The sequence below is a fragment of the Planomicrobium okeanokoites genome (assembly GCF_003428875.1).
GTDB lineage: Bacteria > Bacillota > Bacilli > Bacillales_A > Planococcaceae > Planococcus > Planococcus okeanokoites.
In genome coordinates this window covers 561,196-575,557 of record NZ_QQRS01000001.1, presented here as the reverse complement: position 1 = coordinate 575,557, position 14,362 = coordinate 561,196, and the positions used below count along the sequence as shown (strand labels likewise).

Annotated in this window: 10 protein-coding genes and 1 other RNA gene; 9 read left to right on the top strand and 2 right to left on the bottom strand. The window is 45.1% G+C overall.

The genetic code is table 11. The features are described 5' to 3' along the window. Window positions 1–10 precede the first annotated feature (10 nt). Together D2910_RS02940 and recU are read right to left on the bottom strand one after the other, a co-directional pair. The gene (locus D2910_RS02940; protein WP_117312356.1) at window positions 11–3,094 is read right to left on the bottom strand and encodes a penicillin-binding protein 1A; all 3,084 of its coding nucleotides are present in this window, start codon (window positions 3,092–3,094) and stop codon (window positions 11–13) included. Between the two features lie 30 nt (window positions 3,095–3,124). Continuing rightward, complete coding sequence (recU, locus tag D2910_RS02935; RefSeq protein ID WP_117312355.1) at window positions 3,125–3,736, bottom strand: Holliday junction resolvase RecU; 612 nt, start codon at window positions 3,734–3,736, stop codon at window positions 3,125–3,127. Window positions 3,737–3,926: 190 nt separating this feature from the next. Here recU and D2910_RS02930 point away from each other — a divergent pair, with 190 nt between their 5' ends. From D2910_RS02930 to D2910_RS02890, 9 genes are all read left to right on the top strand, one after another. Next, a complete protein-coding gene (locus D2910_RS02930; protein WP_117312354.1) occupies window positions 3,927–4,292 on the top strand; it encodes a YppE family protein in 366 nt (121 codons plus the stop codon). Then, window positions 4,289–6,559 (top strand): DEAD/DEAH box helicase, encoded by a 2,271-nt coding sequence (locus D2910_RS02925; protein WP_117312353.1) that lies wholly within the window; start codon window positions 4,289–4,291, stop codon window positions 6,557–6,559. The genes D2910_RS02930 and D2910_RS02925 overlap by 4 nt, the downstream gene beginning before the upstream one ends. A gap of 6 nt (window positions 6,560–6,565) precedes the next feature. Further along, window positions 6,566–7,825 (top strand): ribonuclease H-like domain-containing protein, encoded by a 1,260-nt coding sequence (locus tag D2910_RS02920; RefSeq protein ID WP_117312352.1) that lies wholly within the window; start codon window positions 6,566–6,568, stop codon window positions 7,823–7,825. Between the two features lie 190 nt (window positions 7,826–8,015). Further along, window positions 8,016–8,309 carry a cell division regulator GpsB gene (gene gpsB, locus D2910_RS02915; protein WP_084245584.1) on the top strand — a complete coding sequence of 98 codons (294 nt, stop codon included), beginning with the start codon at window positions 8,016–8,018 and terminating at the stop codon, window positions 8,307–8,309. Between the two features lie 48 nt (window positions 8,310–8,357). After that, an RNA gene (gene rnpB, locus D2910_RS02910) (RNase P RNA component class B) lies at window positions 8,358–8,738 on the top strand. 177 nt (window positions 8,739–8,915) lie between these two features. Next, on the top strand, window positions 8,916–10,049 hold the full coding sequence (locus D2910_RS02905) for a THUMP domain-containing class I SAM-dependent RNA methyltransferase (protein ID WP_117312351.1): 1,134 nt from the start codon (window positions 8,916–8,918) through the stop codon (window positions 10,047–10,049). Between the two features lie 53 nt (window positions 10,050–10,102). Then, the gene (locus tag D2910_RS02900) at window positions 10,103–12,019 is read left to right on the top strand and encodes an ATP-dependent DNA helicase (protein WP_117312350.1); all 1,917 of its coding nucleotides are present in this window, start codon (window positions 10,103–10,105) and stop codon (window positions 12,017–12,019) included. 44 nt (window positions 12,020–12,063) lie between these two features. Further along, window positions 12,064–13,566, top strand: coding sequence for a carboxypeptidase M32 (locus tag D2910_RS02895; RefSeq protein WP_117312349.1), 1,503 nt, complete (start codon window positions 12,064–12,066; stop codon window positions 13,564–13,566). A gap of 183 nt (window positions 13,567–13,749) precedes the next feature. After that, window positions 13,750–14,325, top strand: a complete 576-nt coding sequence (locus tag D2910_RS02890; RefSeq protein WP_117312348.1) for a lipoprotein BA_5634 family protein — start codon at window positions 13,750–13,752, stop codon at window positions 14,323–14,325. The last annotated feature ends 37 nt before the right edge of the window (window positions 14,326–14,362 follow it).

Sequence of the window (14,362 nt, the reverse complement as noted above, 5' to 3'; positions counted from 1 at the left end):
TGGCCGGAAATCAGTTGCTTTCAATGTCACTGGTTTCACCGATATTCTTTTCGTCATCATTATTGTTCCCTTCTTCAGGAGAGGTTGTTCCTTCTATACCTTCTTCAGGTGAGGATTTTCCTGTTTTTTCATCACTTTCGTCAGCAGGGGGTGTGGAAGATCCATCAGCCTCACTGTTGATATTTTCGCCATTGCCCTCATCATTATTTTCATTTCCGGAATCATCTTTGTTGTTTTCACTTTCATTAGCAGGAGGTGTGGAAGGTCCATTAGTTTCGCCGTTGGAATTTCCGTCATTTCCTTCATTATTATCGTTTCCGGGGTTGTTGCTGTTGTTGTTATTTCCATTAGCTTTTCCATTGTCATTGCCGTTGGAATTTCCGTCATTTCCTTCATTATTTCCATTCCCGCTATTTCCATTTCCATCTGTAGGAGGGACGGAAGCGCCGTTGGCTTCACCGTTGGAATTTTCTCCATCTCCGCTGCCGTCTTCGGGAGGAGTTTCGCCATCTCCTTCACCGTCTCCGCCATCTGCAGGAGGGGTTTCACCATCACCTTCGCCTTCACCATTTCCTTCATTTCCGCCGTTTCCTTCACCTTCACCGTTTCCTTCACCTTCAGGAGGGGCGTCGTCTTCCGGTGGAGCTTCATCTTCTGGAGGAGCTTCGTCTTCAGGTGGTTCTTCCTCATCTGCCGGTGGAGTTTCTTCCGGTTCCTCAGGCTCTTCAGGAGGGGTCACTTCAACAATGACTGAAGCTGGATCGCTTCGCTGGTCACCTTTTACCGCGGTTACGCTGAAAGTATAGGCTCGGCCTTCTTCAAGTGCTTCGTAGGTATAGGATTTATCGTCTGTAGTAGTGAGCACTGACCTGTTGCCGTCTGTTTCGACAGCAACTTCGAATTGCACATCCTCAACGTCACCGTAAGTCCATGTCAAATCGACGTTCGAACCATCAACAGATGCATTGAGTCCGCCGGGCGCATCCAAATCTTCCTGTACGAATTCTTCAGACACTTTTTCTGGAACAGTGCCGCGGACAAATAACTCAGTGCTCTTTTGATCCGATGGAGTGAAGTCGCTCGCCAATTGAAGTGGTTCTGTTCCAACTTCAATCGTCGCTTCCACTACTGACTCCGGCTGCTGGAATCTTCCTGCTTCAGAAGAAGAAATCTTCGACATTACATCTTTAAAGATTTGCTGGGACAATAAACGTTCATTGGATGCTGTGTCCATTGCTCCTTCACGGGAAGGATAGCCGCTCCAGACTGAAATTGAATATTCAGGAGAGTAGCCTGCAAACCAAATATCCGGAGCAGAACTGCTGTCATGTCCATATTTATCAAATTCTTCAGGGGTAAAGTTTGTTGTTCCAGTTTTACCGGCAATATCCAAGCCGCTGATTGCAGCTGCCTTACCGGATGCTCCAGCAATATTAGGGTCCACGACATCAAGAAGCATGTCAGTCACCATATAAGCTGTGCTGTCTTTCATGGCTGGAACTGATTCAGGCGCGACTACCTGCTCAGTAGTGCCATCCCTGAAAACGATTTTTGTTACAGTATGCGGCTTTGTATAAATACCATCGTTGCCGAAAGCTGCGAAAGCTCCAGCCATCTCAACCGTATTGATATTTTCCTCTGGCGAACCGATTGCGGCAGATTCGTATATGCCTCCAAAATTCAATCCTAATTTCTGGGTGAATTCTTTTGCATTTTTTGTGCCAACTTCATTCAAAGTCTTAACCGCCGGTACGTTGCGTGAACGGTAAAGGGCTTCGCGCATTGTCATCTCACCAAGGTAGTCGTTATCGAAGTTTCTGACTTCCTGGTCACCGTCTTCATATGAATAAGGTTCATCCACCAAAGTCTTGCCTGTCGACCAGTTAAGATATTCGATGGCTGGGCCGTAGTCAATCAGTGGCTTGATAGTTGAACCGATTTGGCGGTCACGGGCTGTCGCGTAATTGCGGCGGACATCTCCGCTGTATTCGCGGGCTGCACCGACTGCGCGGATAGCCCCTGTTTCAGTATCGACAACCGTCAAAGCGGATTCGACTTCATCGTTGAAGAAAATATTGGAAGCCAAAGTTTCGTTTACCGCTTTTTGTACATTTGGTTCTAGTGTTGTGTAAATAGTCAACCCTTCATCGAGTGAGATATCTTCATCCAAGGCTTCAATTTCATTTTCGACCATTTCCATGAAGGCTGTATATTCACCGCTAGGCGGGGCAGGGCGCTGTTCCTCCGGCAATAAAGTTTCAGTTACCGGGATCGCCTGTGCAGCCTCTTTTTCTTCTGTTGTGATTTTGCCGTGCTGTTCCATCAGGCGGAGCACCACATTGCGTCTTTCTTCGGCGCGCTCCGGATTATTGAAAGGGTTGTAGCCGTTCGGGCTTTGCGGCATGCCTGCAAGCATCGCGGCTTCATGCAATTCAAGTTCAGAGACGTGTTTGCCGAAGAAATTTTCGGAAGCTGTTCCAAATCCATAAGTGTTGCCCGACATCAGGATCTTATTGAAATACATTTCAAAAATTTCTTCTTTTGTATACTCCTGTTCGAGCTGGTAGGCAAGATAGGCTTCCTGAGCTTTCCGCTTAATAGTCTTTTCATTTTTCAGGAAAGAGTTTTTGATGACTTGCTGTGTGATGGTACTTGCTCCTTCAGAACCGAATCCATCGGTTACGTTCGCAATTACCGCACCACCCAGACGGATGATATCAATTCCGGGATGTTCATAGAAGCGGTTGTCTTCTGTTGCCAGAATCGCATCTTCCATTAACTTGGGAATCTCTTCGTAATTGACGTATTCACGGTCTTCACCTGTCATATAGGGTATTTCCGTTTCACCGTCAGCTGCCAGGAAGGTAGGGCTGATCGGGTCGCGCAGGAGTTCTTCGTCAAGTTCCGGGGCACTGCTGGCATAATAGGTGAAAAGGCCGATGCCGATGACCAGTCCGATGACTCCGACAATGAGTATTGCCAGAATGATCCGTTTAAACCAGCCGCCTCCGGAGGTTTTCTTTTTCTTGCCCTTTTTCTTTTGCTGTTCCATTGCTTTTCTGCGCTGTTCGCGCGACATTTGTTTTTCGCTCACTAAATGTTCCTCACTTTCGTTGGTGCTTGTCTACTGAAACTTATTCAAATGGGGCAGGTAATCGATGCGCGGAAACGCACCTGGTTTCAATTCAATACCGGTTTCTTCAATTTCCGTCAAAGTCACAGACTTCCTGCCGCCGCTCATCATTCTATTCCAAAAAAATTCAAAAGCTTCAAAAGGAACAATAAAATAACGGTCTATAGAAGAAAAGCGAATGATCAGGAAAGCCAGTCCATCATGTTTTACGACTTGTGCCATGTGCTGGATTTGGTGTTCGTGTATATTCTTCAGCGGAAAAGAAGTTTTGTTCTCCGTTTCCTTCGCCTCGAAATCAATGTATTTGCCGTTCCACACGCCATTATAGTCGGTTGTGGAGGGGGAACGGAAATACGCTTCTTTTATGACAGCGGCACTTCTGGATGGGTATTCGACCCTGACGATTTGGACAGGAACCGGTTTTTTGTGGATGACGGCATGTCCGAGCTGCAGATAATAATCGTTCGTCTCATTCAATTCATCCTCTAGTGTTTTACCCCGATTACTGAAAGAGAAATCTTTTTTCTTCTTTTTCTTTTTCTGGTCCACTGGCTGTTCTTTCTGTGGAATGAATTTTTTGCCGTTTGGATAATTGATTGCCATTGTGATACACCTCGCTTACTTTATCATATCACATAGATTTAGACGATAAATGAGACCCGAAGTTCCATTTCGCTAGGTTCATGATAGCCGATAGGCGTTTGAAAGCCAATTGAAAAGAATGTCTGTTCGTTCATAGTCGTCTCATCAAGGTGTATATGATAAACTGAGGACATTGGAGGGATCTTGAAAAATGAATATTCGTGAACTTTCTTCCTTATTATATGATGAATGCGGAAAATGCCAGGACCGCTTTTTTGATATGCGTGAGCGGGACGCGGTACCTGACTTTTACGAGGACGTAAAACCATACGCAGATTATTGGCACACTAAAATAAATCAATGGCAAGAGGAATCGCTCCTTTATATACAGCAAGAGCGGCCGAAATATGTCCATAAACCGCAGATTGATACAGCGGCAGAAGGTATGACACAATTTTTTGTGCAAAGTTTTTATAAGGAAACAAGCAAGAAACGTTTTATCCAAACCATACAGGCGGCTCAGTATACGTTACAGACGTTCATGCTGGCCATAGATGAAAAGAGCGATGAAAGATGATCAGAAAGAAAACATTGCCTCAGTTGTTGGATGAATGGAAAACCGAGCCCGATATGATGGAGCGGATTGTCCATTGGCATACAAAGGAAGAAAAGCCGGCGAGGTACGCCGATTTTCCTGAAGAGATGCATGACAGCCTGAAAGCTGCACTCAGAAAAAAAGGCATTGAGCAATTATATACACATCAGCGCCAAGCTTTTGACTTGGCTCAGGAAGGCAAGTCCTATACGGCAGTCACTCCGACTGCGTCCGGTAAATCATATTGCTACCATCTCCCGGTGCTTCATAAGATCCTCAACGATCCAGGAGCAAGAGCGCTGTATCTGTTTCCGACAAAAGCATTGGCGCAGGATCAGAAAAGCGACCTTCATGATCTGATAGAAAAAACGGAAAAAGAAATTTTATCCTATACGTATGACGGCGATACATCACCGGCAATCAGAACGAAAGTGCGAAAAGCGGGGCAGATTGTGATGACGAATCCGGATATGCTGCATTCCGCTATATTGCCGCATCATACGAAATGGGTTTCGTTGTTTGAAAATCTCCATTATATTGTCATAGATGAATTGCATACTTATAAAGGTGTTTTCGGTACACATGTCTCACATGTAATCAGACGCCTTAAACGGATCTGTGAATTCTACGGCAGCAATCCGGTCTTCATCTGCACTTCCGCGACAATCGCCAATCCGAAAGAATTGGCGGAAGCATTGACCAATGAAGAACACGCATTGATCGACCAGAACGGAGCACCTTCAGGCAAAAAGCATATCGTATTTTATAACCCGCCGATCATCCACCCGACTTTCGGGGTCAGAAGAAGTGCGGTGCTTGAAGTGCGGGACTTAGCTACAGTGCTGATAAAACAAGGGATCCAAACCATCGTATTCGCGAAAAGCCGTGTCAGGGTCGAGATGCTTGTGACATATCTTCAGGCGATCACGAAGATGAAGCTTCAGGATGAATCCATCAAGGGTTACCGCGGAGGCTATCTGCCGACCGAACGGCGGGCGATCGAGAAAGGGTTGCGGGATGGTTCGATCCAATGTGTCGTTTCGACAAACGCCCTGGAACTTGGCGTTGATATCGGCCAGCTGCAAGCCTGCATCATGACCGGCTATCCGGGGAATATCGCCAGCGCCTGGCAGCAGGCGGGCCGTGCCGGAAGGCGCCAGGATGAATCTTTGGTTGTCTATGTTGCACAGTCGACGGCCCTCGATCAATACATTATAAATAATCCGGCATATCTGTTGGACCAGTCACCGGAAGAAGCAAGAATCCATCCGGAGAATATCATCATCTTAATGGACCATTTGAAGTGCGCTTCCTTTGAATTGCCTTTTTCGACAGATGAAATGTATGGTGAATTCGAAGTGCAGGAATTGCTCGAGTATCTGCAGGAACAGGGAGTGCTTGTACGCACATCTGACCGCTGGCATTGGATGAGCGACCGTTTTCCGGCACACGACATTTCATTGCGCTCTGCGTCACAGGAAAATGTTGTCATCATCGACCAGTCCGTGCCATCTGATACCCGTGTAATCGGCGAAATGGACCGTTTCAGCGCATTGACATTATTGCATGAAGAAGCGATCTATCTTCACCAAGGGACTCAGTTTCAAGTAGAGATTTTGGATTGGGAAGAGAAAAAGGCGTATGTCCGTGAAGTGGATGTGGACTATTTCACAGATGCCAATCTGGCAGTCGAGTTGAAAGTGATGAGTGAGGACAAAACCAAAGGCATGCAAGGGGCGGAAGTTTTTTACGGCGATATCGCGGTATTGGCAATGCCGACCATATTCAAGAAAATCAGATTCGATTCTCATGATAATATCGGTTCGGGTCCCATCTCGCTGCCGGCTGAAGAGCTTCATACTTCCTCGACCTGGCTGAGTTTCAGCAAACCTGATGGATTCTCGGATTCAGAATTATCAGATATGATGACCGGTGCGGCATACGCCATCGAATCATTCATCCCGATTTTCGTGTCCTGTGACCGCCGCGACGTTCATGTGGTGCCGCAGGTGAAGTCCCCGCATAACGATTTGCCTTCATTCTTTATACATGATTCCTATCCTGGAGGCATCGGAATCAGTGAACGGATCTATGATATGTGGCTGCCGCTCCTTGATAAAGCGAGGAGCCACGTCGCTGAATGTCCATGCCTGGATGGCTGCCCTTCGTGTATAGGAGCGCAGGACGCAATGGTCAATATGAAGGAAAATGTCATCAGATTACTCGACGAGCTTCGCGAAGAGAGGTGAGAGCCGATGTCGTTCGAAAATAAGCTGCTGCAGATGAAAGGCATGCTGAAGAAAGACGCAGGTGCCAAGCCGAAGCAGAAAACACAAAAGCAGGAAAAGAAGAGGCCGCTGCATGAAGACAGATGGCAGGATATCGGCCTTGAATTGGTGGAGAACGAATTTGGATTCGTTTTTAAAAAAGTGATCAGCTATCCATTTGAAACGCGTCATGGAAAAATTGGGTTAAATGAATTGGACAGGGTATTGGCTGCATGGGAAAGTGCAGACTTCGACCATCCGTTCAAGTTGAAAAAAGATGAGCGGATTCTTTTTTTTGATACTGAAACGACTGGCCTCAGCGGAACGGGAGCTTATATCTTCCTTGCAGGATTATTGGAACGCACAGAAAAGGGATTTGAAATGGTCCAGTATATCATGCCGGATCCATCCAATGAAGCCGCTTTTCTCTTTGAGACCAATCTTTGGCAGTCGGAAGATCCGATCATCTTTTCTTATAATGGCAAGAGTTTCGATTGGCCGCAGCTGACCTCCAGATGGACGATGCACCGCAATATTTTGCCGAAGCTGAAAACGCTGCGGCGAATCGATTTATTCCATGGCACTAAAAGAATTTGGAAAAATGAATTGGCTCGGATGAAGCTGAGCACCATCGAGGAAGAAAAGCTTGGATTCACCCGGGAAGGCGATGTGCCAGGTTTCTTGATACCCGCCATCTATTTGGATGCGGTCAAAAGCGGCTATCCGGAAGCATTGGATAAAGTGCTTTATCATAATGAACTGGATATTCTTTCACTCGTCTCGCTATATGTCTTGTCATCGGATCTATTGATGGAAGACCTGGAATCTGAAACCTTCGGTGCTTATACGAATATCGGGAAATGGTACGCAGATCTTAAACAATTTGATCAAAGCGCAGCTTATCTCGAACATGTAACTGCAGAAAGGGGAGCTTCTTCGGCACTTGCCCGTTATTTTTTGGCAATTCAGCGCAAACGCAGCGGACAATACGAAGAAGCAGTGAAGCTGTTTACAGAAGCTGCGCCGAATCTGCGGGGACCTGTCGAAGTCGAAGCCTGGATCCATGCGGCTAAATTATATGAACATCAAGTCAAAGATTATGACAAGGCCTTGATCATGGCAGGCTTTGCGAAAGAATCCAGCAGCCACACTAAAATCAGGAAATCGCTTGTAAAGGATATCGATAAAAGAATGGCCAGGCTGGAATTGAAAAAACAAAAAAATCGTCCTTCAAATGAGAATTTTTGAAACACAAAAATTATGCTTATGATATACTTACCATAAGCATAATTTTATCCCGTATTAACGGTCATTAAGTCTGCCGCATCATTTTGCGGAAGGCCAGCTGTCCGTAAAAACCCGATTGGATCAACTAACATTCAGTGGAACATGAATCCCGCCGCTGAATGAAGTTTCTCTTTATGGAAGGACGATTTAAATGGACAATAAATTCACAGCTAAAGATATTTTAGAAAAAGATTTTAAAACAGGTATGCGCGGCTACAACCAGGATGAAGTTGATCATTTCCTTGATGATATCATTCAGGATTATGAAGTCTTCACCAAAAAAATCGATCAATTGATGAATGAAAACAAGCGTTTACGCGCTGAACTTGAAGATGCTCCACGCAAACAGGCGACACCTGCACCAGGAACAACGAATTTTGATATTCTGCGCAGACTCTCCCATTTGGAGAATCACGTCTTCGGCAATAAACTGAACAACGAGTAATACCCTTTGTTTTATTGATGAAAATGCAGTATACTGATGAAGCCATTGGAATTCCGGCAATCGCTCCGGCTACCGGCCGGAGAGGAAAGTCCATGCTCGCACGGACCTGAGATGGCCGTAGTGATCGCGCTTAGCGAAACAATAAGCTAAGGCAGCTGTTATGCAGCTGACGGCGGGTAGAACACCTAAGTCTTCGGATATGGTCGAAATACCCTGAAGGTGCCACAGTGACGGAGCTGTATAAGAAATTATACAGGTGGAACGAGGTAAACCCCGCGAGTGAGAAACCCAAACTATGGTAGGGGCACTTTTCCGAAGGAATTGAACTGAGGAAAAGGCAGGCATAGCCTTGCAGATAGATGATTGCCTTCCAAGTGTACAAGGCGAGAGCCGTTTGAGTACGTGGAAAACAAAACATGGCTTATGGAATTTCCGATGGTCTTAAATTGCAATTAAAAAAAGCTCTCCCCAGGGAGGGCTTTTCTTATGATTACAGGATGAAAAAACCGACTGGTACTAATCAATCAGGGGCTCAAGTTATAAAAATGAGAAACGATTTCTTCACATTAAAAGATGGAATATCAGTCAACAGGAAAGGGTGTAAGTATGGCTACATATAAATTGTTAGCGACTGCCGCAATGGGCCTCGAGTCCATTGTCGCCAGTGAAGTGAAAGACATGGGTTACGACACCCAAACCGAAAACGGTAAAGTTTTCTTTGAGGGAGACGAGCGGGATATCGCCAAAACAAATCTTTGGCTGCGTACAGCAGACCGTGTAAAGATTATTGCCGGTGAATTCAATGCTTATACTTTCGATGAACTATTCGAAAAGACGAAGGAAATTGAATGGGAAAAATTCTTGCCGGTGGACGCTGAATTTCCCGTACAGGGAAAATCAGTGAAATCGACTTTGCATTCGGTGCCGAATTGCCAGTCCATCGTCAAGAAAGCGATTGTCGAACGATTGAAAAAAGCTTACCATCGAAACTCTTTCCTGGATGAAACTGGTCCACGTTTCAAAATAGAAGTTTCCATACTAAAAGATAAAGTTCAATTATCTATAGATACCAGCGGCGCCGGCTTGCATAAACGCGGCTATCGTGTCGACCAGGGGGAAGCGCCACTGAAGGAAACACTTGCAGCGGCTCTGGTGAAATTATCACGCTGGACACCGGACCGCCCTTTTGTCGATCCATTCTGCGGTTCAGGTACAATCGTCATAGAAGCGGCAATGATCGGCCAAAACATTGCACCGGGCTATAACCGGGAATTTGACAGTGAAAAATGGCCATGGATCGGTGAAGCTATCTGGAACGAAGTGCGGGAACAGGCAGAAGAGATGGCGAATTATGATCAGCCGCTGAATATTCTGGGTACCGACATCGACCACCGGATAGTGAAGATAGCTGAACAAAATGCGCTGGAAGCCGGATTTGCCGATATCATCCAGTTCGAACAGCGACAAGTCAAAGATTTTAAAACTACTGAAGAAAATGGTGTTGTAATCGGCAATCCTCCTTATGGTGAACGAATCGGCGAAATTGAAATTATTGAAGAGATGATCCAGGATATGGGAAGGATATTTTCGAAGCATCCGACTTGGTCTGTTTATATCCTTTCTTCAATGGCAAGATTTGAAACGCTTTATGGCCAGCCGGCTACAAAGAAAAGAAAATTGTTCAATGGTTTTATACGCACGGATCTGTTCCAGTTCTGGGGAGAGCGTCCGAAAAAATAAAAATGATGGAACGGAAGAGCATCAGCTCTTCCGTTTCTCTGTGAGGAGAGTTTATGAGACAACCTATACCATTTCCGTTATCGAAAGATAAAACATTCTTTGAGTCTTTGAATGATTGGATCGGAGACGTTTTTTACGATGAGCTGCCGGAAAAAGGGTACGATCTTCGCGATGAACAGATCTTTATGGCTTTTCAAATGGAGAAAGCCTTAAAAGAAAAATCGGTAATGTTTGCGGAAGCAGGCGTAGGCACAGGGAAAACGCTTGCCTATCTGCTCCCGGCAATCGCCTACGCCAGATATACAGGAAAACCGGCGTTAATTTCCTGCGCCGATGAAACACTGATTGAACAGCTTGTTAAAAAGGGCGGGGATATTGACCGTTTGGATGAGCTCTTTAACTTGAACCTGGATGTCCGGCTGGCAAAATCACGTGACCAATATCTATGCCTGCAGCGACTCGAAGGTGCAAAGAAAAGAAGCGGAGCGGATTTTCTGGATGACATAGAATCCAGGCTGCCGGAATTCGTCAACAAAACGTTTTCAATGCAGAACACCTATCCCTACGGTGAACGTTCCAGTTTTCCGGAAATCAATGACGATCAGTGGCAGCAGGTCAACTACCACCCGATCCAAAACTGTGCAGCTTGTGAACTTCGCAATAAATGCGGTCAGACCATACACCGCAACCATTACCGGGAAGCGACTGATCTCGTCATCTGTTCCCATGATTTCCTGATGGAGCATCTGTGGACAAAAGAAACACGTATCCGGGAAGGACAGACACCGCTATTGCCTGAGTTCTCCCAAATCGTTCTTGATGAAGGCCACCTCTTGGAATTCGCGGCTCAGCGAGCTTTAACATATGAAGTTCAGGAAAGCACACTCCTTGATGTCACAGAAAGTATACTGGCAGATAATGTCCGTGAAAAGACCTTGAACATGATTGAAGAGACGATCGATCTGCACAACGAATTTTTCCTCTTGCTCCGGAAAAACATAGTGGCAAGTGATGAAGACCGAAAGGCGATTAGCAGAGATCCGGCGTTGATCAGTTTAGGCAAAGGGCTGGTCAATCACATTAATCTCTTATTAGAGGAATTTGTTTTTGAAGGTGAACTATTTACAATCCCTGAATATGAATTGCGTCTGGCGGAAGAGTTCTTTGAGAAATACATCTTCTCGATGGGTTTATTCACGGAAGAGGGAGACGCAGTGCACTGGCTCGAAATAAAAGATGACATTGAAACACTGGTCATCATGCCTCGTCTGGTGACAGATATTCTGGACGAAAAACTTTTCGATGGAAAAGTGCCGATCATTTTTTCATCTGCGACATTATCCATTAAAAAAGATTTCAGCTATTTGTCGGACAGCCTGGGCATTGATAAATACCAGTCATTTACTGTACCTTCGCCTTTTGACTATGAAGATGTCATGAAAGTGCTGAAACATCCACTGGAACAGCGGGATAAATTCCAACGTGCCTATGATTTACTGTCGAGTGGAGAACAGACACTGATTTTATTCAAATCAAAAATGGATATGGAGAATTTCAAGCAATCATTGCCGCTTGACCACGCTTATAAAATTGAATTCGAAGGTGATCGTGAATTATCTACCGTCGTCAAGGATTTCCAGGATGCCAAATTCCAGGTGCTTTGTTCTTACCATCTGTGGGAGGGGCTGGACTTGCCGAAAGAAGCTTTGACAAAAGTCATCATAGTCGATTTGCCATTCCCGCCGCAGGATCCCGTTTTTGAAGCAAAACGGAAATTCAGCTCCAATCCGCTTGAAGAAATCGATCTGCCGTTCATGCAGCTCAGAATTCAGCAGGGCATCGGGCGATTGATCCGTACGTCTGAAGACCACGGCGAAATCCACTTGTTGTTAAATGAAGATGAACTGGCCCTTGAGCACCTTTGGCAAGAGGTGTTGCCAGTCACTGCTCAAAATTTTCTAAAATTGTAATCCATTCATGATATAATAGACCCATTCGACAAAGGGGGATTTATATGTCATTGGAAATGCAATTTACGGATCATATGAAAAAATTGAAAGCTTATAATGAAGCTGTTTCATTGCTTTATTGGGATTTGCGCACTGGCGCACCGAAAAAAGGTGTCGATTTGCGTTCAGAAACAATCGGTGTGATTTCTTCTGATATTTTTATTATGTCAACTTCAGATGAATTCGGTGAGCTGATAACTTCACTGGAAGCGAAAAAAGAGGAGCTGGATCCGGTAATGCTTCGTTCTGTTGAAGAAGCGCGGAAACAGTATGATTTAAGCAAAAAGATTCCAGCTGATGAATACAAGGAATTCGTGATCCTTCAATCCAAAGCTGAATCTGTTTGGGAAACAGCCAAAGATACAGATGACTTTTCTTTATTCCAGCCTTATCTTGAAAAGATGGTGGCTACGACGAAAAAAATGATCGGCTATTGGGGAGAAAAGAACGGCAGTGCCTACAATACGCTGTTGGATCAATATGAACCTGGCATGACTACTGAAATTCTGGATGAGGTATTCGGCGACTTGCGCAGCCGCATCATCCCACTGGTGCAGAAAATTGCCGATTCACCCAACAAACCACAGACAGATTTCCTGTATCGCCAGTTTCCGAAAGAGGCACAGGAAAGTTTCAGTGATAAGATTCTGGAGCAGCTTGGCTATGATTTCGATGCCGGACGGCTCGACGAAACGGTGCATCCTTTCATGATCGGCATCAATCGCCAAGACGTTCGGATCACGACTAAATATGATGAAAAGGATTTCCGTACGGCAGTATTCGGCACTATCCATGAATGCGGACATGCATTATATGAACAGAATATCGGGGAAGAGTTAAGTGGAACATTAGTGGAGACTGGCGCATCTATGGGCATTCATGAATCCCAATCGTTATTTTTCGAGAATTTTGTCGGCCGCAGTGAAAAATTCTGGGAAAAGAATTATGAGATGTTAAAAATGTTTTCACCGGAACAATTCGGACAGGTGTCACAGGAAGAGTTCATCCGTGCTATCAATGAATCCAAGCCTTCACTCATCCGTATTGAGGCGGACGAACTGACTTATGCACTTCATATCATGATCCGCTACGAGTTGGAGAAAGGGCTGTTCAATGGCGATTTGGAAGTGAAGGACCTGCCGCAGCTATGGAATGATAAATATGAAGAATACCTTGGTGTCCGCCCTTCCAACAATTCTGAAGGCGTGTTACAGGATGTCCATTGGGCTGGCGCAAGCTTCGGGTACTTCCCATCATATGCGCTCGGCTATATGTATGCAGCGCAGTTCAAGAATGCCATGTTGAAGGACCTGCCGAATTATGATGAACTTTTGGCTGCAGGAGATATTGCACCAATCCGGAACTGGCTGACAGAGAATGTGCACAAACATGGTTCGATGAAAAAACCTCTCGAAATTTTGGAGGAAGCGACCGGTGAAGGGCTGAATGCAGAGCATCTGGCGAAATACCTGGAAGAGAAATATTCAAAAGTCTATCAATTAGTATAAAGTGAATGCTAAGGCCGTCCCGGCTGCAATCGGGACGGCTTTTTTTATTTATGACGAAACTGTAAGATTAGCGTCATCTTCGGTAAATGCTGCCTTTTAACATCCGTCCTATACTGAAGACATCCCAGATTGATCCTGATAATTAACTGTGGATGTAAAAATAAGATTTGAGGAGAGAAGATCATGAAAAAGATCACATTATGGATAACGGCATTGTGTGCGGGGGCGATAATTTTGTCAGGCTGCAGTATATTAGACAAAGCAAATGGAATCATCCTTTACGGGGATGAAGAAAAAGTTTTGGCCTCGCTTAAAGAAGAGCATAAAGGCCAAATTGAAAAAGATTCAATTTTGGTAAAACTTATGGAGGCTGACGGAGAACGGCTGCTGATCATGGATGTAACTTCTGCGCAATATCTGATCGACAAGGAGTTGCTGAGAGAAGTGGAGGATGGCAAAGATAGTGAAGCTGTTCCATCACTTCCCGAAATAGCAGAAGGCGAAGCGATTCTTTTTGCCAAAAAAGCAGACAGTAACATCCATTTAGACAGCTTGGCAGTTCAGGTGAACTATGAGGGGAATGTCATTATTGGTGACGGCCGTGTGTATGCAGACTTTTTTTTAGTTCTAGCTGATGAGGAATTTCAGGAATTTGAAGCCGAAGAGAAAACGATGGGTATTATTCAATATAATAAAGACCCGGATGGCATCGGCGGCTTTGATGTCGAAAAAGAACAGCTGGTAAAGATTGAAGGGTGACAGAATCGTTTTATTTTCCTGAAAGAATCTTTTCCTC